General features: G+C 56.6%; 13 protein-coding genes (1 of these 13 only partly in view). 6 read left to right on the top strand and 7 right to left on the bottom strand.

Translation table 11 applies throughout. From position 1 onward, the window contains the following. Positions 1 to 6: 6 nt before the first annotated feature. The 5 genes from HUN04_14500 to HUN04_14480 all read right to left on the bottom strand — a co-directional run bounded on the left by HUN04_14500 (position 7) and on the right by HUN04_14480 (position 8,601). Positions 7 to 1,143: an acyl-CoA dehydrogenase family protein gene (locus HUN04_14500; protein ID WDP90834.1), complete on the bottom strand. Its 1,137-nt coding sequence runs from the start codon at positions 1,141 to 1,143 to the stop codon at positions 7 to 9. Between the two features lie 7 nt (positions 1,144 to 1,150). After that, entirely contained in the window at positions 1,151 to 2,692 is a 1,542-nt protein-coding gene (locus HUN04_14495) for an acyl--CoA ligase (GenBank protein WDP93297.1), read from the bottom strand. 136 nt (positions 2,693 to 2,828) lie between these two features. Next, a complete protein-coding gene (locus HUN04_14490) occupies positions 2,829 to 4,049 on the bottom strand; it encodes an acetyl-CoA acetyltransferase (GenBank protein WDP90833.1) in 1,221 nt (406 codons plus the stop codon). Between the two features lie 10 nt (positions 4,050 to 4,059). Continuing rightward, positions 4,060 to 6,795, bottom strand: a complete 2,736-nt coding sequence (locus HUN04_14485) for an SDR family NAD(P)-dependent oxidoreductase (GenBank protein WDP90832.1) — start codon at positions 6,793 to 6,795, stop codon at positions 4,060 to 4,062. A 39-nt stretch (positions 6,796 to 6,834) separates the two neighbouring features. After that, complete coding sequence (locus HUN04_14480) at positions 6,835 to 8,601, bottom strand: SDR family NAD(P)-dependent oxidoreductase (protein WDP90831.1); 1,767 nt, start codon at positions 8,599 to 8,601, stop codon at positions 6,835 to 6,837. Positions 8,602 to 8,993: 392 nt separating this feature from the next. Between HUN04_14480 and HUN04_14475 the strand changes: the two genes are divergently transcribed. Continuing rightward, the gene (locus tag HUN04_14475; protein WDP90830.1) at positions 8,994 to 9,626 is read left to right on the top strand and encodes a TetR/AcrR family transcriptional regulator; all 633 of its coding nucleotides are present in this window, start codon (positions 8,994 to 8,996) and stop codon (positions 9,624 to 9,626) included. A 109-nt stretch (positions 9,627 to 9,735) separates the two neighbouring features. After that, positions 9,736 to 10,467: an amino acid ABC transporter substrate-binding protein gene (locus HUN04_14470; protein ID WDP90829.1), complete on the top strand. Its 732-nt coding sequence runs from the start codon at positions 9,736 to 9,738 to the stop codon at positions 10,465 to 10,467. Between the two features lie 8 nt (positions 10,468 to 10,475). Here HUN04_14470 and HUN04_14465 read toward each other — a convergent pair whose 3' ends face one another. Beyond that, the gene (locus HUN04_14465; protein WDP90828.1) at positions 10,476 to 11,051 is read right to left on the bottom strand and encodes a YkgJ family cysteine cluster protein; all 576 of its coding nucleotides are present in this window, start codon (positions 11,049 to 11,051) and stop codon (positions 10,476 to 10,478) included. A 93-nt stretch (positions 11,052 to 11,144) separates the two neighbouring features. On the opposite strand from HUN04_14465, the gene HUN04_14460 reads away from it, so the two are divergent. From HUN04_14460 to HUN04_14445, 4 genes are all read left to right on the top strand, one after another. Beyond that, entirely contained in the window at positions 11,145 to 13,802 is a 2,658-nt protein-coding gene (locus tag HUN04_14460) for a hypothetical protein (protein WDP90827.1), read from the top strand. Positions 13,803 to 13,919: 117 nt separating this feature from the next. Next, positions 13,920 to 16,490 (top strand): MMPL family transporter, encoded by a 2,571-nt coding sequence (locus tag HUN04_14455; protein WDP90826.1) that lies wholly within the window; start codon positions 13,920 to 13,922, stop codon positions 16,488 to 16,490. Beyond that, the gene (locus HUN04_14450) at positions 16,487 to 17,374 is read left to right on the top strand and encodes an outer membrane lipoprotein-sorting protein (GenBank protein WDP90825.1); all 888 of its coding nucleotides are present in this window, start codon (positions 16,487 to 16,489) and stop codon (positions 17,372 to 17,374) included. The genes HUN04_14455 and HUN04_14450 overlap by 4 nt, the downstream gene beginning before the upstream one ends. A gap of 13 nt (positions 17,375 to 17,387) precedes the next feature. After that, entirely contained in the window at positions 17,388 to 18,758 is a 1,371-nt protein-coding gene (locus HUN04_14445; protein ID WDP90824.1) for a hypothetical protein, read from the top strand. 85 nt (positions 18,759 to 18,843) lie between these two features. Here the strand turns inward: HUN04_14445 and HUN04_14440 are convergent, their stop codons facing one another. Next, positions 18,844 to 22,033 carry the 3' portion of a class I adenylate cyclase gene (locus tag HUN04_14440; GenBank protein ID WDP90823.1) on the bottom strand. It continues 659 nt past the right edge of the window, so only the last 3,190 of its 3,849 coding nucleotides appear in the window; its start codon lies off the right edge, out of view; it ends in the stop codon at positions 18,844 to 18,846.

The raw sequence follows: 22,033 nt of genomic DNA, 5'->3' as shown, positions 1-22,033 counted from the left end.
CCCTCCTTATTTAACTTTGCCGATGACAGCGCCGGCAATGATGTCCCGGCGCTGATCCGGATTGGAACAGAACAGTCTTAAGAACTTGGCATCCCGGTAAAAATGCTCCACCTCGCCTTCGTGCATATACCCGTAGCCCCCGTGGATCTGGACGGCCTCGTCCGCCACCTCTTCGGCGGCCCGGCAGGCATAGTCCATGGCCATGGCAGGGAGCACCGGATTGCGGTTGTTGTTGTCCCAGGCCCGGGCCGCCCCGTAGGTGATGCCCCGGGCCAGTTCAATCCGGGTGGCCATCTCTGCAATCTTGTGGCGCAGGCTCTGGAAAACGGCGATTTTCCGGCCGAACTGCTCCCGCTCTTTGGCATAGGTGACGGTCCTGTCCATGGCGCCCTGGGCGATACCCAGGGCCATGCCGGCGTTGACCAGACTGGCCTGGTTTAAAAAGGCGGATACCAGTTTACGCCCTTTTCCCGGACTGCCCAGCACCCGGTCCGGTCCGATTTTCACATGGTCCAGTTCAAGTTCGGCCCAGGGGGTCATGGTGTTGCCCAGCTTCCGGGCCATGGGGATCACAGAAAGCCCCGGCGCATCTTTTTCCACCAGGACCAGCAGGCCGCCGGTCTCCCCTTCCATTTCACAGAGTACCGGGTAAAAGGCGGCATCCATTCCATTGGGAACCCGTGTCTTTTTCCCGGTGACCGTCCACAGGTCTCCGTCACGGACGGCCCGGGTCTCCAGCCCTTCCAGTTCATACCCCTTTTCCGGCTCAAAAAAGGCCCCGCCGCAAAGGGCCTCCCCCAGGGCCAGGGGTTCCAGGAACGTTTCCTTTTGGCCACCGGTCCCGGCATCCATCACCAGTTCACCGGCAAATCCCGCCAGCATAAGTGCCGTGCCGCAGGCGGAATCCCTGCGGCAGAAGGCTTCGGCCGTGAGAAGGGTGTCGAACATCCCCAGCCCTCCCCCTGAAAAATTTTCCTCAAAATGGAGCCCGATAAACCCGAGGTCGGCGGCTTTTTTCCAGATGCGTTCAGGAAACCGGCCCGATTTTTCCAGGTCCAGGAGTACGTCCCTGTCGAACTCGCCCCGGGCGAATTCCCAGGCCGCCTTCTGGATCTGCTTTTGGGATTTGTCCAGTTCATACATGGATGGCCTACTCCTTGTTAAGTTTTGTTAGAATATCCTTGCGCAAATCCTTTTTAAGCACCTTGCCCACCGGGTTTCTCGGAATCATCTCAAGGAGTTCGAGGCGCTCGGGATGCTTGTACCTGGCCACCCCCTGGGCCTCCAGAAAACGCACCAGGTCTTCCAGGGTCAGGTCCGCCCCCTCTGCGGGCACGGCATAGACACACATCTTTTCCCCCATTTTGTCGTCGGGCATGCCCACCACGGCCGCATCCTGGACCTTGGGATGGGCCATGAGGTAATTTTCAATTTCCTGGGAGCTGATGTTGAAACCGCCCCGGATGATGATATCCTTGGCCCTTTCGTAAAAGGAAATGCAGTCGTTCTCCTCGATTTTAAAAATATCCCCGGTTCTCAGGAACCCGTCTTCGGTAAAGGCCTTTCGGGTCAGTTCCGGGGCCTTGTAATACCCGGCCATGACGCCGGGGCCCTTGTAGACCAGTTCCCCGACTTCGCCGATCTTGGTCACCTCCCGGCCAAAGGGATCAATGAGCTTGACCTCCAGGTACTTGGCGGCCACGGTCTTCCATGCAACCCCGGGCTTGCCGTAATGGGGAAATGAGGCCGCCCGCATCTCCATATCCGGCACGTCTTCGATGCCGGATATGAATCCGGTGCCCTCGTTCTGGCCCCAGATATTGCCGATGTCGATGTCCCAGCGTTTCTTGAATTCCTGCATGGTCCACACCGAAGGCGGGGCCGACCCCAGGGTAATAGTCCGGAAGGAGGTCAGATCAAACTGGTCCACGGCCGGATGTTTGGCAATCATATTGGCCAGGGCCGGCACCAGGAGGCTGTAGTTGGGCTTTTCCGTCATGATCTGCTGCATGAAGGCGCCGGGATCAAAGGGGTGGTGAAGGACCATGGTCCCCCCCAGCACGATCCAGGGAATCATGATGGTGCCCACGGCCCCCATGTTCACCAGGGGGCCCGCCGTGAGCATGACATCACCGGGCCGGATACCGGCGGCATCCTGGATCAGGGCCATGCCCGCCCAATTGTTGTGGCTCAGGGGACAGCCCTTGGACATGGCCTCGGTACCCGAAGTCCAGCAGATGGTGAAAATATCGTTGGCATCCACTTTAATATGGTCCAGGCTGACATCCGATTCCCTCTGGCTCATGGCCCGGACCTGTTCCAGGCTCAGCACATGGGAAAGGGCCGGGTACTTTGACGCCAGCCGCTTTCCCATGTCCATGTGGGAAAAATGGTTGAATTCATCCAGGGTGATGAACATTGTTGCCCCGGTATGGCCGGCAATATGGGAAAGTTCCGCCTCCCGCCAGAGCACAGGCACAGGAGAGATGATTCCCCCGGCCTTGGATACGGCAAAATAGAGCATGACCAGTTCCCAGGAATTGGGCAGCTGAACCATCACCACCTCGTCCTTTTGCAGGCCCAGCTCCACCAGCCCTTTGGCCGTATTGTCGATGGCGGCCTGGAACTGCGCATAGGTGAGGCGCTCGGGGTCAACCCCGTTGAGTTCCTTCCTGTTGGGCGGATCGGCAATGCAGTTTTGGCCGGCGCCTTTTTTACATGGGCCGCCAGACGGTCCATTAGGGTGAGGTCGGAATACACACCCGCCTGGGTGTAATGATCAATGGTTTCCCTGGATGCTAAAATCATCTTTCCCCCCTTGATTTGAATTAATGATGCGAATCCCCGTATTTACCCACGATGGAAATACTGCAGACATTGGACATGGGAAAGCCCCCGAGGTTGTGGGTCAGCCCCAGCTTGGGATCTTCCAGCTGGCGTTCCCCGGCCCGCCCGTTAAGCTGCAGGTACATCTCATAGAGCATGCGCAGGCCCGAAGCGCCGATGGGATGGCCGAAGCATTTCAGCCCGCCGTCCACCTGGCAGGGCACCCCACCATCACTGTCGTAGAACCCGTCCAGAATGTCGTGGACGGCCCGGCCCCGCTCGGAAATGTGCAGATCCTCCATGGTCACCAGCTCGGTGATGGAAAAGCAGTCATGGACCTCCATCATGGAAATTTCCTTGCGGGGGTCGGTGATGCCGGCTTCTTCGTATGCCTTGCGGCTGCACCGGGTGGTGGTCATGAAATGGTCGCCGTCCCAGTCGTTGTAGGCCATTTCTTCGCCGGAACTCAACGCCAGCTGGAGGGCCTTGACTGAAATAATATCTTTTTTGCCCAGCTTTTTAGCAATCTCCGGCGTGGTAACGATGGCGCAGGCCGATCCGTCGCTCACCCCGCAGCAGTCGAAAAGCCCCAGGGGATGGGCAATAATGGGCGAGTTCATCACCTGGTCGACGGTCACTTCCTTGCGCAGGTGGGCCTTGGGGTTTTTGACCCCGTTGGCATGGCTCTTGGCGGAAATATGGGCCATGGCCCGTTTAATGTCCTTGGCGTCCACCTTGAACTTGGCCCCGTAGGCCGAGGCCAGCTGGGCAAAGCAGCCGGGCGCCGTCATATTGGGAAACCACTGCCAGGTCAGGCTGCCGGCATTGGAGCCGGTGAACGAGGGCAGGCCACCGAACCCGGTGTCCTTAAGCTTTTCAACCCCCAGGGCCAGGCAGATGTCGTAGGCCCCGGAGGCCACGGCGTAGCAGGCCCCCCTGAAGGCTTCCGATCCCGTGGCGCAATAATTTTCAACCCGGGTTGCCGGGATGAAGGGCAGGCGGAGCGTCGTGGTCAGCGGCAAAGCGCTTTTACCCACGGATCCCTCGTCAAAGCAGGTGCCGAACCAGGCGGCCTCGATCTGCTGTTTTTCGATGCCGGCGTCCTCAAGGCACTCCATGAAGGCTTCCACCATGAGTTCCTCCGCCCCCACGTCCCAGCGCTCGCCGAACTTGGTACATCCCATTCCGATGATTGCAACTTTATCTCTTATTCCTGTGGCCATGGCTGCCTCCTTAACTGATCTTAAACAGCTTTTCGATAAGCTGGGATTTCATGATATCCCCTTCGATAATCAATTTGCCCGATGTATAGGCCTGCATGGGGGGAAGGGACCCGGTCATCATTTCGGTGAAGGGCCCTGCCTCCATCTTCAGGATACAGCCGGGGCTGCCGTGCTGGCCTTCGCTGATTTCGCAGGTGTTGTTCTTGATGGCGCAGGCATAGTCCCCGCCGCCGGAACCGGAGATATTGAACTGGAACACCACGTCCACCCCGGATGCCGCTTCAGGATCGAAATTCTCTGCCATCCGGGCAAAAATCTCATCCAAATCCGCCCCGGCGTCATTTCCTGATTCCGCCTCCTTCTTACCGGTATCCGGTTTGGGCGGATTGAGGATGGCCCCCAGGGCCGCATTAATTTCGTCAAATTCCCGGGCGCCTTCCAGGGTATTGATCCGCTCCCAGTTTTCAAGAATCATCTCCGCCGTGGGCGGCACTTTGCCTTCGCCCAGAAGGACCGATGGTCCGGTAACCACGGCGGCCTTGTTGAAATATCCCATGCCCGCATTGAGAATGGCACCGGTCTGGTCGCATTGATCAGACGCCAGATACAGAACCAGGGGCGCCACGAATTCGGGCTTCATCTTTTCAAGCAGATCCGGAGGCAGGATGTCTTCGGTGAGCCGGGAGGCGGCCATTGGGGCCACGGTGTTAATCTTGATATTGTACTTGGCCCCTTCGATTTTCAGGGTATTCATCAGGCCCACAATGCCCATCTTGGCGGCTGAATAATTGGTCTGGCCGAAATTGCCGTAAAGGCCGGCCGCCGAGGTGGTCATGATGATCCGGCCGAAGCCTTTTTCTTTCATGACGGGGAAGGCGTGACGGGTGACGTTGTAGGCACCGTTGAGGTGTACATCCAGGACCGCGGCCCAGTTTTCCGGTTCCATTTTTACAAAACTCTTATCCCTCAGGATACCCGCGTTATTGATGAGGATATCGACGGAACCGAAGGCCTCCAGTGCGGCTTTAACGATGTTTTCACCGCCCTCGGCGGTTGCCACGTTGTCAAAATTGGCCACGGCCCTGCCGCCCAGGGCCTGGATTTCCTCCACCACTTTCTGGGCCGGGGTGGATGAGCCCGAACCGGAACCGTCCCGGGCCCCGCCCAGATCATTGACCAGGATGTTGGCCCCGCGCTTGGCCAGTTCAAGGGCATAGGTTCTGCCCAGACCGGCGCCGGCACCGGTGACGATGGCGGTGCGGCCGGAAAAGTCCAGGTCGGCAGGCCGGTCGGCCGCGCCGGGCACGGGTACCGCCTTCCAATAATAGTTGACCATGCCCCGTTCCTTGTCCACGTTTTTCCGCTTGAATTCCAGGGTCACGGGCAGGCCCACCCGGATCCCCTCCTGGGTGCAGTCGGTGAAGTCGGCAAACATCCGGCCGCCCCCCTCGAACTGGATCATCCCGTATATGGCCGGGGGATCCACGGACACCGCCAGCATATCGGCGGTATAGGATTTGACCTTGGCCGGGATATCGGCGAATTCATAGTCTTCCTGGGATTTAAAGGCCCCGCACTCCGGATTGACGCAGATATCCATCTTGGGATACTGGGCCGTGCCGCATTTAGTGCATTTGCCCCCCACAAGCCCCAGAATCATCTTGTTTTTCCGGTACAGAACCGTCATGGCGGTCTGGGAGGGGGACTCGGCCCGGATGCCCATTTCCGTCTGCATCAATTCCCGGAACTTGAGATATTTATTGTAGTTGTCCAGGGATTTCTTGTTTTCAATGGACCCGGCAAACCCCTTGCGGGGGGCAAGGTTCAGAATATTGTCCGTCACCTTGAAATAAAGGGCGTTGGCCCCCTGGCCGTAGCCGGCCACAAGGATGCGGTCACCGGGTCTGGCCTTTTCCAGGGCCGATACCAGCATGACAAAGGGGTGGGCCGCACCGGTTTCCCCGCAGACCTCATGGAGGTTATCCGTAAGTTTTTCCGGGGTTGCCCCCAGTTTTTTGGCGATTTTCCTATGGTCGCCCTTGAAAAAGCAGGGATAAACCAGGGTATCCACATCCGCCATGGTGATGTTCAGCTTGTCAAAGAGGCCGGTGATGACCCGGGGCAGAATCTTGCCGTATCCCTCATCCCGGCTCCATCTTTCTTCCCAGTAATAATCGAAATCACTGAGCGCCCCCCTGTAATGGTCGGTAAAGTCGGCGGAAACGGAATAGGAGCCAAGGTATTCGGCGATGACATTGTCGTTGCCCACGCTCAGCGCCCCGGCCCCGTCGCCGAACCACATTTCATAAAAATAGGCGGACTTGGTTTCCCGCTTGTCCGAGGCCGCGATCATAATGTTGCTGCGCTCCCCGCTTTTCACGGCCTCCAATGCCGTAATCAATGCCGTGGTGCCCACCTTCTGGGAGGCGGTAAAGTCCGTTGAAATCAATTCTTCTTTCAGGTTCAGGGCCGCCCCGACCACGCCCGCGTTCTGCCGGTCGGAAAAAGGCAGGGTGGTGGAAGCCAGATACAGGGCGTCCAGCTGTGATTTGTCCATGCCTTTGAGGCAGTCCCTGGCCGCTGCCACGGCCATGGTCAGGGTGTCCTCGTCCCAGTTGCACACGGACCGCTCCCCCTGGGATACAGCCATGATGGCCGGTGCAAACCAGCCCATGGACTGGACTATGGAAGACCGGTTCAGTCTCAGCCGCGGAATATATGCGCCGTATGAAGTGATGCCTATCATCGTAAGATCTCCTCTTAAATTTGGTTAAGGTACCGGTCTCTATTTGGCCGGGGCAAACCTGGCCATGACCTCGCCGATCATCTCGTTAAGATGGCCCAGGGGCTTGGCCCCCTCCATGGAGAGGATGCCGTCCAATTGCTGAATGACCTCTTCGGGGGCGGGGATATCCCTGCCGTTGCCGACAACGGCGCCGGGGCCCGTGACCACGGCGGCCCGGTTAAAGCAGCCGGCCCCCACATTGTAAATATTGCCGGTGACCGGGCAGTCTTCCGAAGCCAACAGCACGGTGAAAGGAGAGACAAACTCCGGCTTCAATTTGGCAAACATTTCCTCGGGCATCACATCTTCGGTAAGCCGTGAGGCCGCCAGGGGGGCCACGGTGTTAACCTTGATATCGTATTTGGTCCCCTCCAGCTTCAAGGAGTTCATCAACCCCGCCAGGGCCAGCTTGGCGGCTGAATAGTTGGTCTGGCCGAAGTTCCCGTAAAGGCCGGCGGCGGATGCAGTGAAGACGATGCGGCCGTAGCCCTTTTCCTTCATGATTTCAAAGGCCGGCCGGGTGACATGAAAGGCCCCGTTGAGATGGACATCCATAACGGCCTGCCAGTTATCTTGGGTCATTTTGACAAAGCTTTTATCCCGAAGGATACCGGCGTTATTGATCAGCACATCAATGGTGCCAAAGGCGTTAAGGGCGCTTGCCACAATGCCTTTGCCCCCTTCTGCCGTGGCCACGTTGTCGTAGTTGGCCACCGCTTCACCACCGGCGGCCCGGATCTCGGCCACCACATCGTCGGCCGGTGAGGCGGAACCGCTGCCGGAACCGTCCCTGGCACAGCCGTAATCGTTGACCACCACCTTGGCCCCCCGCCGGGCCAGTTCCAGGGCGTAGACCCGGCCCAGGCCGGCACCGGCGCCGGTGACCACGGCCACCCGGTCATCAAAGCGGATATATTCGTTCCGGGCGTCCCCGTATTCAAAGATCCCGTTGGTAATTATCTCTTCGCGGGTTTCCTTATTAATGGTTTTCCAGAGGGCCCGGCCCTCCTCGCCCTTCCATATATGGGTTTCAATGGGTTCGCCGGGGTAAAGGGTCTTGGAAAACCGGCAGCCCATGCGGCGGGCCTGTTCCGGAGCCCCGGGGATAAGGCTGCCCACCAGGGCCCGGCAGGCGTAACCATGGGTGCAGAGCCCGTGCATGATGGGCTTTTCAAACCCGGAGGCTTTGGCAAAATCCGGGTCGGCATGGAGCTGGAAGAGATCTCCGGAGAGACGGTAAAGCAGGGGCTGGTTTTCTGTGGGCCGGCCGTCCACCACAAAATCAGGCTCCCGGTCCGGAAAGACCACTTCGGCGGCCGGTGCCCCGGGACCGCCGAAATTCCCGTCCAGGCGGGAAAATATGGTGGCGATGCTGGTGAAAAGCTTCTGTCCGTTGGAATGGAAGGTGTCGAATTCCGCCACGACCAGCGCCCCCTTGTCCCCCTTATCGTACATGTGGGTAATCTTGCCCTCGGTGGTCAGGGTGCCCTCAACCGGGATGGGATTATGGAAAATCAGCTCCTGCTCCCCGTGGAGGATGCCGGCCAGATTGAGGTTGGCCGACTGGGCAATGGAAGAGAGAAACCCAAAATCCGCAATGGATGCGAAGGAAAAACTGGGAATGACCTTGAGGTCCTTTTCGTAACAATACTCCAGATCGGAAAAACCTGCACCCACGCCCATGGCATACAGGACCACATCGTTCCACGTGTAATCCCGGGTATGGGGGCCGATTTTCTTTCCGATGGATTCCAGATTGAGCGCCATGGCTGTCTCCTTTTTTTAAAAAACGAGTTCATGTGCTTGGAAAATCGATAAATGATATACGTAAGTAACACTTACTTACACTAAAATCCGATATCAGAAAGCCGCTTTAAGTGTCAAGCAAAAAATTCAATATTTTTATTCAGGCCCAATAAATTTTATTTATAAATAGCCTATTGAATGGCGCCATAGAAGGGGGACGGCCGTCCCATGCCACAAAGGTGTCGCACCGACATCCAAAACAAAATTAAAAAAATGCCGGCATTGACAGCAGTGCAAGTAAGTGTTACTTGCATTATAAACCTCCATCAAAAGCCGGCCCTTAAATTAGCGTCGGCACGGAATTGACCGGCTGAGTTTTTCCAGGTATATATACCCTCCGGAGGATATGAGTTATGGATCTTGATAAGACGATAAAATTGAATCTGGCAGCGGCCAAACAGAGTGAGAACACCCTGCCCCCCAGCATGATCAAACTGGCCGACGCCCTGGAGAAACTGCTGGGTGAAAAGGATTTCAACTCCATTTCGGCGGCGGAAATCTCCAGGACCGCCGAGGTCAACGAATCTCTGCTCTACAGGTACTACAAAGACAAACGGGGGGTGCTCCACTTTATTCTCCACAATTACATGGTCGCCTTTATGAGCGAAATCGGCCGCCGGGTCAAGGAAGCAAAAGGGGCACTGAACAAACTCCAGGTGCTGGTCCGGGGGCATATTGCCATGTACGACACCAACCGGGTATTTGCCAAGATCCTCCTGCTGGAAGTGAGGAACTTTCCCGGATATTTTGAAAGCGACACCTACGAACTGATCAAAACCTACGGCCGGATCATGACCGCCCTCATCAGCCAGGGCCAGGAAAGCGGGGAAATCAGAACGGATATTCCCATTTCCAGAATCAGGAACATGATTTTAGGCGGCATCGAACACACCTGCATGGCGCCGGTCATCTTCGGCCACAGCATTTCCGAAGATTCCGTGGACGATATGTTCAAACTCCTATTTGAGGGGATTTCCAGAAAATGACACCCTAGGGACACTCCCTTCCGAATTATTAGAATTCTGTTAGCACGCGACATTTGTTGATTAATGGGGTAAACTTCCCCTATCATCGACCCTTTTCCCGGAAAGACGAATGAAAAAACATCAACAATTTGCACTTTTCGCAATACTTCTTCTGGTTCTGCCGGTAACCGGCCAGGCCCAATGGCACCTTGTCACCCACATCAATTATCCCCCCTTCAACTTTGAAGACGCTGCCGGAAACCCCTCTGGGCTGGATACTGAACTGGTCATTGCCGTCATGGACTACCTGCACCAGGACTACACCATCACCTTTGTCCCCTGGAAGCGGGTGGTGGTAATGGTGGAAACCGGGCAGGCGGACCTGGCCTTTCAGTTCAAATCCACCCGGGAACGCCGGGCCAAATACCTTCTTGTGGGCCCGCTGAGAACGGGCAGAACCGTATTTGCAGCCAAAGAGACTTCGGCGATCCCGGCATACACCGACCTTAACAGCCTAAAGCCTTACACCATCGGCATGAACCTGGGCTATTCATACGGCGAGGCCTTTGACAGGGCCGACTACCTGAAAAAAGACGACGGCGCCGGCACAAGCGAGCAGCTGGTACAAAAGCTGATGCTCAACCGGGTGGATCTCATCATCGGCGACCGGATCATTCTGGCCTGGGCCGCCCGGGAACTGGACGTGCACAACCAGATCAAGATCATAGGCACCTACAACGAATTCCCGCGGTACGTGGCGGTGCCCAAGGACAAGGCCCATATCGCCGGATGGTTCCAGCACGGGCTCAATGCCATCCGTGAAAACGGCACCTACGACAGAATCATTTCAAAATGGAAATAGGAGCGGCATCACCCCATCATCCGGTTGATGCCGATGTGGTGGGATTTGCCGAATTCCATGACCTCGGTGGGTTTAAATTCCCCGTTCATATAAACGTCCAGAAAGGCCGGCACGGAGAGCATTAAAAGGATAAAGGACATGTGACCGGAGTAACCGGTATCGTCCAGCTTCTGAAGTTCGCCGATGGTTCTGCCCGCCGCTTCCATGACCTGGCGGCTCACGGCCGGGGGATTTTCCTTGGCGCAGACATGGACCGAATAAATCCTGCGGCAGGAAAAGGGACGGACCTCATAGATCATGCAGGCCTTGTTCTTCATTAAAAAGGGACAGGGAACCACCTCTTTGTTTTCCCGGGCTTTAATCTCTTTGCGGAAGGCACGGGTCAGCGCTTTCTGCCTGGCCTTGGGCATCTGGGCCATGGCCTGACGGATACGCAGCCCCTCCAGGGTGGTGATATCGATGGAACCGGCCGCCTCGCAGCAGAAGCTGCACCCTTTGCTGCAGGCCTTTTCCGCTTTCAGTTCCCGGGTCTGATCTTCAAACCGCTGATAAATCTCTTCCAGTGCGTCTATCTTATTTTCCATAATTTCCCCCTTGTAAAAAGAGGGCCATTATGATGAATTTTCTCTTGTCCTGCAAGGAATTCTTAAACAAGAAAGAAGGCTTGCAAATTTTGCATGAAAAACGGTATGGTCTCTGCCATGGAAACGCCGGACACCCAATTCCATATCCCTTCATTGTCGGCGGAGGTGAAACGGCCCCGGCTGCTGAAAAAAATGGGCGGCCCCGGGGACCGGCGCCTGGTCCTGGCCCAGGCGCCGGCCGGCTTTGGCAAGACCACTGCGCTCTCCCAATGGATCCATGCCGGAGAACGGGCAAAGGATACGGCATGGGTCTCCCTTTCCTCCCGGGACAACAGCCTGATCGGGTTCTGGCAGACCGTGATCCGCTCCTTCGATACCATCGCCCCCGGTCTCTGCGAACCCGCAGACCGGATGATCCGCTCGGGCCAGATCCGGTCCGGGGAAGACCTGGCCCTCTGCGTCATCACCTGCCTGGAGCAGGCCGGCAGGGCGTTCATCCTGGTTCTGGATGACCTCCACCTCATATCCGATGCCCTGATTTATGACGGAATCAATTTTCTCATCGACCATTGGAACAGCGGGTTGAAACTCATGATAGCCACCCGGAAAACTCCGCCCCTTGGGCTATCCAGGCTCAGGGTCTCGGACCGCCTCCTTGAGGTGACGGAAGCGGACCTGAAATTCCACTGCAGCGAAATCCTGGACCTGGCCAGGCTGCTCACATCGGCCCCCCTCAGTGAGGCGCGTATTGACCGGCTGTCGCAAAAAACCGAAGGCTGGGCCGCCGCCCTGAAACTGGCCATCCTCTCCCGGGAGGAGGGCGGCCTTTCCCTGGACGGGATATCCGGCAAAACACGGGTGATCCGGGAATATTTCATGGAGGAGGTATTTTCCCGGCTGCCCGGGGGGATAAAAGATCTCATGGCCGGCCTGGGTATTCTGGACCGTTTTTCCCCCGAGCTGATCAACGCCATGGCCCAAAAATGCCCCGGCCAGATGGCCGGCCTTCCCCCGGACCCCCTGGCCTATATGGAGGGCCGCCACCTCTTTTTAATCCCCCTGGACCATACCGGCCAATGGTACCGGTTCCACCATCTTTTCCAGGAGTTCCTGCTCAGAGAGCTGGAAAAATGGCAGACAGAAGAGGTTGCCGCCCTCCACCTGACAGCCTTTCACTGGTTCGACCGCCGGGAAGAGGCTGACCCGGCCTTTGACCACGCCCTCAAAGCCGGCCGGCCGGATCTGGCAGCGGCCGTGCTGGGACGCCATGCCCAAAAAATTTACGACAGGGACGGAGACCTGAGGCTGGCCGCCTATATGGACCGCCTCCCCCTTGACGATATAAAATCCGTCCCGGCCCTGGCCTGCTATTATTACGGGCACCGGGTCTTTAATCTTGACTTCTCCGCCATTGACGCGTTTGCCCAATGCCTGGACACCCCCTGCAGCACTGCGGAAAGGGACCTGCTCAGGGGCTGCGGCCATACCTTTACCGCCTACCGGGACTTTTTCTGTACAGGAGACCTGGATGCCGTCATTAAAGGCGCAGAAAAGGCCCTGGCCCTCATCCCCGACTCCCACGGCAGTCTCCGCTCCATGGTGGGGTTTATGGCCACCTTGAGCTATCGGCTTACGGGGCAGCTGGGAAAGGCCCGGATCCACGCCCTGCCGGGCAGGGGAGAAGACCTGCTCGCCTCGGCCCTCTCCGCCATGAACCGCAGCCACCTTGAACTGGAAATAGGAAATCTGGACGGGGCAAGGGCAATCATTGAAGCAGAAATCCAGGGGGTGGAAAAAAGCTTCGGAAACAACCCGCCCCCCATGTACGGATTCCTCTACATCTCCATGGCCATGATTCTCCGGCAGGAAAACCGGCCGGAGCTGGCCCGGGCCATGTTCTCCAAGGGATTTGACGCCATGGGGGAAACAAGTTATCCGGAATTCGCCATTATTTCCCTGGGGGAATTTGCGGCTTTCCTGGGGGAGACCGGGGAATTTACCCGGGCGCTGCAGGCCGCCGACCAGGCCATGGCCCTTGCCGCCCTGGGCCCCTCATGGATCGAACGGCTGATCCTGGCCCAGAAACAGCAGATCCGCATCCGCCAGGGCCGGCCGGACCTGGCTGCCCACTGGGTGAAGGGGCTGTCACCCCAGGAGATGCAGGCCTTCCAATACTACCCGGTCCAGCTCACCGCCGCCCGGTATCACATGGCAGTAAAAGACTGGTCCCGGGCCCTGGCATGTATCGATCCGGTCATCGCGGCAACGGAAGGGGCCGGCTGTTTCAGGCCTCTGATGGAAGCCTGCCTCCTCAAAGCCGGCATCCTGGCCCTGTCCGGGGAAACCGGACCGGCCGGAAACTGGCTGGCCCAGGCCCTGGAACTGGCCGGCCCCAAAGGCTATCCCGCCCTGTTCATCTCGGAACTGCCCGCCACAGTCCCCCTTTATAAAACGCTGCTGGCTCAGGGGCGGATTTCCGAGGCCACCCTTCACCCGGATCTCATCCAGGCCCTTGAAAGCGATAAAAAATCGGCCCAGGTAAAGGTGAACGACATCCCCGAATCCTTCAATAGCCGGGAACTTGAAATTTTAAATCTTTTCCGCCAGGGCGCCTCCAACAAGGAGGCGGCCGAAACCCTTTTTCTCTCGGTCAACACCGTACGCTGGTATGCCGCCAGGATCTTTGCTAAACTGGGGGTAAAGCGCCGGGGACAGGCTGTTTCAGAGGCCCTGCGGCTGGATCTGATCTGATTTTCAAACACCCGGTTATCATTTTCCCGTCCATTTCCATCCTTTTGGATGGTGACAGGGCCGCTCCGGCGCGGTAACCATATATCCCATATAGTTCACCTTATTTTGGAGATGAATATGGAACTTGCCATTGTACATATCAACGGATTTTTCCAGGCCCTGCCGGGGCGGTTCCGGCAACGCAGAAAGCTGGTCTGGCTCTTATTTATAGGCTTGACCCTTTTCCTGGCCCTGGGGGTTAAAAATGTGGTTATCGACGAATCCCTGGCCGCCTATTTCCACAAAGAGGATCCGGTCAAACAGGCCTATGACCGGTTCAGGGCCGTATTCGGAGGGGATGAATACCTGTTTATCATTTACAAGGCCAGGGACGGGGACATCTTTTCGGCCCCCTCCCTCTCCGCCCTCAAGCGGCTGCACAACCGGCTCACCAACTACCGCCTGGCACTCGACCCGGACGCAGCCTCTCCCCTGGACCATATCAGCGAGGTAAAAAGCCTGATCAATGTCAAATATATGGAGGGCGGGGAAAACACCCTCTTCTCCAGGAGTTTCATCGGTGACCGGATGCCCCGGGACCGGGATATGCGGGAGGCATACCGGCGCAAGGCCCTGGACCATCCGGACTTTCCCAGGGTCTATCTCTCCGAAGACTGCCAATACGGCGGGGTGGTGGTCCGGACGGATTTCAACGCCCGGAAAAAAGGGGCCCTGTCTGCACCTGCCCCGGGTCCCGCAGGAGCGGCTCCCGGCCGGGAGGGTTTAGAACTGGACAACTCCGGGCTGGATAGTTTTGTGCTTGATGAGATGGAACAGGATGATCCGGCAATGGAGACCGGGACCGGTGCCGCCGCCGAAGACGCCGAGTTGATCCAGACCGACATCACCGCCTACCCGGCATTCATGGCGGAAATAAACAAAATTCTGGCGGCCCCGGAGCTTGAGGGCGCCCTGGAATTCTATCCCGTGGGACATCCCACCCTCATGGATTTCTTTGCCACGGCCGTTATGGAAGACATGGGCCGGCTCATGTCCCTGGTGCTGCTTCTGATCACAGTGACGCTCTGGATACTTTTCCGCTCCTTTTCTGCCGTGGTCTGGCCCCTGACCATCATCGGCATGACCATCATCTGGATTCTGGGCATCATCGGCTGGGCCCATATCCCCATGTCGGCCATGCTCCAGGTGATCATTTTCCTCTCCCTTTCCGTGGGGGTGGCCGATGCCGTCCACATTCTTTCGGGATATCTTTTTTTCAGAAACCAGGGAAAGCCCCACAGCGCGGCCCTGGAAGCGGTGATGAAAAAATCAGGACTGGCCTGCCTGCTGACCTCTGTGACAACGGCGGCCGGGCTCCTGGCCCTGACCCTGGTGCCCTTAAAGCCCATTGCCTCCTTCGGCCTCTTTGCGGCGACGGCCGTCCTCATCGCCTTTATCCTCACCGTCTGCCTGCTGCCTTTGATGCTGGATCTCTGGGCCCCGGTGCCCAAACACCGGACAAGTGAAAAAAGCCATCCGGTCCAGCACCTGCTCAAGCGGGTGGACACCCTGGGCACCGGTCGCCCCGGCCTGGTCATCGCCCTCTTTTCCATTGCCGGCATCCTGCTCTTTGCCGGCCTGACCCAGCTGAAAATCGATTCTAACTTTGTGGAAATCATCAAGGAAGGATTCCCCCTGCGGGATGCCTACACCATTGTGGACCGTGAAATGGGGGGCACTGGCCGCCTGGAGGTCATGCTGGATTTCAAGCGGCCCGACGCCCTGAAAGCCCCCAGGGTGCTGGCGGCCATGGAGCGGATCCAGGATTATATGGAAACCCACGAGGGCAGCCCCGTGATCACCACCTATTCCCTGGTCAATGTGGTCAAGGAATCTTATAAGGTCCTGAACGGGGACAATCCGCTGTTCTACGCCGTTCCCTCCGATCCGGCAGTGCTCTCCCAGGTGCTCTTTCTTTTTGAGAACGCCAATCCCGCCGACCGGACCCGGCTGGTAACCGGGGATTATTCCCGGGCCCGGATCGGACTGAATTCATCCAACATCGGCTCCATCAAGGCCATGGACCTGCTGAAAACCGTACAGGGTTTCATTGACCGGGAATTTTCAGGGTTAAAGGCCGATTATCCGGATATGGAGGTCACCCTTACCGGGCACATGGCCCTTCTGGCCATCATGCTGGACTATATTGCCTGGGCCCAGGTCAAAAGCTTCGGCCTGGCCCTGGCTGTAATTTCCCTGATCCTTCTGCTGGTTCTGGGCTCCTGGAAGGCCGGGCTTGTGGCCCTGGCCCCCAACCTTTTCCCTGTGCTGGCCGCATTCGGCCTCATGGGCTTTTTCAGCATTCCTCTGGATGCGGACACCCTGCTCATTGCCCCCATCATCATCGGCCTGGCCGTGGACGATACCATCCACTTTATGACCCATTTCCGGGCGGCCATGGCTAAAACAGGAAATCTGTGCAATGCCGCCAGGGAGTCCATCCGGGAAACAGGCCAGGCCATATCCTTCACCTCCATCATCCTCTCCACGGGTTTTCTGGTATTTATTTTATCTTTCCACAACGGGCTGTCCCGGTTCGGCATTTTCGCCGCCCTGGCCATCCTTGCAGCCCTTCTGGCCGATATCTTTCTGCTGCCGGCCCTTTGCCGGGCTGTCAACCTTAACTTCAATGGGAGGCGCCTATCATGAAATCCCTTATTATCAACCTTGTTTTCATCCTTACCCTTTCACTAGTATATGCGGCCGGTGCGGCAGCCGGGGCCCCAGACAATGACGCCAGGGAAATCATCCGGGCCGTGCTGGACAGGGATGACGGCACCACGGAGGTGGGCCGGGCCAAACTGTCCACCTGCAATATTGCAAAAAAAGGAAAAAAACTGGTCTGCACGGGACGCCCCCGGGTCAAGGTCATGGACATCATCCGCAAGGACTACGGCCCCCGGGAAAAGGATCACAAAACCGTGACCATCCTCCTGGAACCGGCGGCGGAAAAAGGCATAGGTTTTCTCCAATACGATTACGAAGAAATTGGAAAAGAAACCGACCAATGGCTCTACCTATCCGCCCTGGGCAAAGTCAAGCGTATTGTTTCAGGCAATGAAAACGAACCCAAAACCGGCAGTTTTTTCGGTTCCGAACTGAGCTACGAAGACATGGAAAAAAGGCAGATCGACGAATTCACCTACACCCTCATGGGCAGGGAAACCTATAGCAAAAGGCCCTGTGCCGTCATCCAGGCCATCCCCACCCCGGAGCGGGCACCCAAAAGCAATTATTCCAAAATCATCTACTGGGTGGACACCGAGCGGCATCTGACCCTGAAATCCATCCTTTACAGCCGCCAGGGCAAAAAGGTCAAACAGATCTATTTTACCCGGATCACCCGGGTGGACAATATCCTGGTGCCCATGAAGATCATTGTCTTCAGCCTGGAAAGCATGCGCCGCACGGATTTCTCCTATGAACGGATCGCCCTGAACCGGCCGGTGCAGGACGAATTTCTCACCCAGCGGACCCTGGTGGACGGGGCCTTCAGGGAGATGAACCTGAAAACATACCAGGCCGGCTTTTAGCGGGAGGCATTTTGTGAAACCCTTGGCGCTCATATTGTTCCTACTGCTCTGCACCGGCCCGGCGCTGCCGGCCCTGGCGGAAGGGATTGACCCGGGTGAAGACCTTGTATTCGAAGAAGAGATGATACCGGAGGGAGAAACCGGGGACGAGGGGAAGACCGCCCCCGGCCAGCCCGGAGGCGGCTTTCTGGATGCCTCCACCTTTTTTCTGGGGTACCGGGCAGCCCTGGGTACCGGCGGTGATGCGGATCTCATCGACAACCACCTCTTTTTCCGCCACACCGCGGAATCCCTGTTTGCCGATTCCTGGTTCTACCGGCTGGACTGGCGTGCCAGGCTATTTCCCAAATCCGATCACAGGGCCGATGACCAGGGCCAGGGTATGGATGCCGACCTCCATATCCGGGAGGCCTATATCCTCTCCGGCCACGACCGGTTTTCATTTAAAATCGGCAGCCAGATCAATGTATGGGGAAAGGCGGATACCTCTGCCGTCACCGATGTGCTCTCTCCCAGGGACAGCTCGGATTTCATATTCCAGAAACTTGAGGACAGCAGATTCGGGCAGGTCATGGCCTCTGCCGACTGGTATTGGGACCAAGGCGGTTTATTTGCATTTATCGTCCCGCGGCCGGAAACCGACCGGCTGCCCGATCCCGGCACCCGCTATTACAGGGACCCGGTTTCAGACCGGAACGCCCCCCTTCATATAAACGAGCAAAAACCCGAATTCGGTGACATTGAAACCGGTTTCAGGGTGACCCACCGCCGGCAGAAAACGGAACTCTCCCTCATGGCCGGCCGCTTTTTCGCCAATGCCCCTGTGTACGAAGATCAGGCGCCTGCCGGTACCGGGGTCCGGCAGATTGACCGGATCTATCCGGCCTACCTCATGGCCGGCGGGGCCGGGGAACATGTCTGGCAGAACTGGTTATTCAAACTGGAAGCCGCCTTTAAAAAGGATTTTCCCCTCCAGGGCATCCACGGGCCGGGCCTGCTCCACGGTGGGGATTCAGATATCACAGACCTGGCCGCAGGGATTGAATACAATGCCAATGATGCCTGGCAGGCCAGCCTGGAGATCTCGGGACGCCATATATTCTCAGATACCGCTTCCCTGGCGCTGAAGCGGACGGATACGGCCTCCCTATACTTCACCTGGTCCAAGGATTTCTACCACGACATCCTCAACCTTGAATATAATTTCTACTGGCATTTCCAGGAATATAGCCGTTTCCACAACATCCGGCTGACCTGGGATATCTCCGATGCCCTCCGGCTTGAGCTTCAGTACACAAGGCTGGATATCATTGATCCCCAGAGCCCAATGTGGGCATACAGGGACGAAGACCGGGCCGCCATGGAATTGAGATATGCCTTTTAATCGTCACTTGCTCCCCATTTACCTCTTTCGCAGTGCTGGAATGGTAAGGATTTTCAGATACGCAAAAACGACCAGGCATCATAAGTCATGAAACCTTGCCCCGGGGAAAATAAAATTCCGTATTTACCGGAAAGGTCTGGGTATCCAGGGCGGCCAGTATATCTTTTTTAGCCATCCCCAGATTGTCAAAAATAGTCCCCTGGGCAGAGGGGCGGCAGAACATTTCACCCCAGGAATTGACGTATACCACACAATAATCCTCCACCACGGACAGGGGCCGGTCCGCCTCCAGGTTTATGGTGACGAAAACTGAAACGATGGTGGGCAGGCTTTCGGTAAAATCAAAAAATACAGAGGACGGGTTGAAATCCAGGCTGAAAAACCGCTTCATGGCCTTGTACAGATTCTGGAGATCAGTATAGCCGATGCTGGTGGGGTTGGGCACAAGGCCCAGGGGGGTACCGTTGTTATAGAGGCGGTTATAGAGCAGCCAGGCGCAGATATGTTCCACCCGGTCGGCCCTGAACAGGGGAGATTCCAATACCCGCCCCCCTTTTTCATTTTGCTGGAAGACTTCCCATTTGCCGGTCTTTTCACCGCCGCTCAGATATTTCATGCTCAGATTTGAAAAATAGTCGTCATTTTCAGCGATGAGAAAGAGTTTTTTGATTTTATAAAATTTCTCCTTGTACACCACATCAACCTTCCGTGTCAGCCGCTCCCTGTCTTTGTCTGAAATCAGGTGGCCTTTACGGGAATGGTCTTTAAAAACCTGCTTCACCTGGTCGTATCTGGCAAACATAAAGTCCTCAATGTCGGCAGAAAGGCTGCGGACCTCCTCATAGGACCAGCTGCGGTACCGGCCCAACTCCAGCACCCGTTTTTCATACCATCCCCATTTGCCCAGCATCCGCTCCAAAAGGACTTTGCGGATGCCAAAGGGGGTGGCCTCAAGCTCCTCTTTATCCTGAACCTCAAGCTTGAGAAAAAAGCAGGTGAGAATAATGTCCATGGACGCCTTATCGTCACTGGTGCGGTAATGGGCCAGGAGCTTATCCAGAATAGCGATATAGGAATCGTTGCGGGCAAATCGGAGCTGTATGCCGGCATTCATCCACTCGTCTTTATAACGGTTGCACAGCAGGGGCTCTTTGCCGAAGCTTTTGGCGTAAATTTCAAACAATGCCAGCTTAATCACGGACTTAAACGGGCTTTTCAGCCATTTGAACATCTGCCAGAGAGAGGCCCCGAAATATTCGTTTACCGGTACGGAATGGACATCCCCCAGGTCAATATACCGCCTGGAGTTCGTATTGCCGCTCACCCGTTTAAAAATGAGATTATAAAAGTTAAGACTTATGCCCGTTGGCACCACGGCCCACAGGGGGATTTTCCCTGCAATGTGGATCATGGTCCTGTAAAACTCTTCCTTTAAGAGCCTGGCCTGGGCCGACCCGGAGCTTTCCTGGGAAGTGCCGCCGAAATCGTTCCGCCTTACCTTCTGAACATCCACGATAAAAAAAGTCACGCTGGTATCAAAAAGATCCCCAGCCAGAATTTCAAGCATCCTGAGCTTCTGCTCCAAAAGGGCCAGCCCCTCCTTTGGTATCCTGTCTCCGTCGATGCAGACCCAATAGTCAATGTCGGATTCCGGGGTCTGGGCCAGGGAGCCGATACTGCCCATGGTATACAAGGCTTCAATGACAGGGGCAGCATCCATGCCCGTACCCCGCACCGGCGCCTTTGAATACTTTTCAAGCACGGCCACCCCCTGGCGCGGGGGGGTGAAATCGCAGATGCCGCAGGGCGTTGCCGGGTCAATGGGGTTGGAGCCCCTCAGTTCAATATTCCGGTGGAGCAGCATGGGAACGATCTGGAAAAGCTCTGTGCGGCCGGGCTTGAAAACATCAAAGGCCGCCAGGAGGCTCTGCCTGTTCTGGATCTGAAATTTTGTTCTCCCGTAGCGGGTGAACTCGCAAAAAAGCATTAAATTGATTTCGGCAAGGGCCAGGGGAGAAAAATCAGGCAATCCATCTCCGGTCAGCAGATACTGGCGGGCATTGAAGTCCGTCCCCTCTGTCCGCAGGGTAGAACCGGTGTCCCCGGGCAGCCGGACGAACATGGCCCTGGCAGAGGAAAAATCGGCATGATCCAGGGAAGCCCGGACAAAGGATTGTCCGGAGAGTTCCCCATGGGCAAAAGAGGCAAAGGAAAGGTCGGCTTCCTTAAATTCCGTCCTTGATACGGCAGCACCGGTGAAGAGGGCGTCGGACAGGTCGGCATGGCTGAAATTTGAATTAATGATTTTGGCCCCGCGGAAACTGCAGTTGTGGAATACCGCCCCCCGGGCCCTCACATTTCTCAACAGGGCATTGTCAAAGCAGACATTTTTAAACCGGGCGTTGCTCAGATCAACGCCATAGAGAATACAGCCGTTAAACCGGGCGCCGGACATATGCGCCCCGGACCAGTCCCCGCCCTTGACCACGGAATGGTTAAAATATATTTTTGCTGCGGCAAATTGCCCGTCCCTGAGGTCCAGTTTTTCAATGACCCGGTTCTGAAGGTTGAGGGGGCCTTTGGCCTGGCCTCTTCCATCTGCCAGGGCCAGCAGGCTGTTTTTTTCGTCTTCCCTTAGTTTTGAATACCGTATCCGGGACGAAAAGGCACCTTTGAGATCAAACCGGGCGTTGACGGATTCGGCCTCCTTTAAGAGAAGGTTATTTATCGTCTCCACGAATGCTGTACTGCCATGGCTCCCCTTTTCGGTCTTTTTGAGAACTTTGAGGATACGTTCAGGCCGTTTCCTGATCAAGCCCAGGATTAAGGCCCGGCTGATTTGGGGATGCGCTGCCGCATACCTCTCCCTGTTCACGGCCATGTCCTGAATAAAAATAAAGGCGATCCTGGATAATTCAGAAATTTCCTTGAATATACCCGACGGGATATTCGGGCAGTCGGCCTTGATGCTATCCATGAGGCGGTAAGCCGGCTGGCTGCTGCAAACCACCAGGGCCCGAAAAGCGGCCACCGCTTCTTCCGGATCATCGGCGCATGATCGGCACAAATTCTGCCAAACCGGTTTATAAAGACTGGGATATCCGCCGGTGGCACCATGCTCAAGAATGGTGTAAACGGCCATTCGAATTTGCTTGGCATTCTGGTCCCTTAAAAGCGCCTTCAGCATCCACGGGGGAACTTCTTCCATGAGCATGGACATGGCCTTTAATCCGACAACAATGCGATCCAGGGACTCGGATTCAATTTCATTGGCC

The organism is Desulfobacter sp., from assembly GCA_028768525.1.
GTDB lineage: Bacteria > Desulfobacterota > Desulfobacteria > Desulfobacterales > Desulfobacteraceae > Desulfobacter.
Note: the sequence above shows the minus strand (reverse complement) of the source record. Positions and strands in the feature narration are given on the sequence as shown.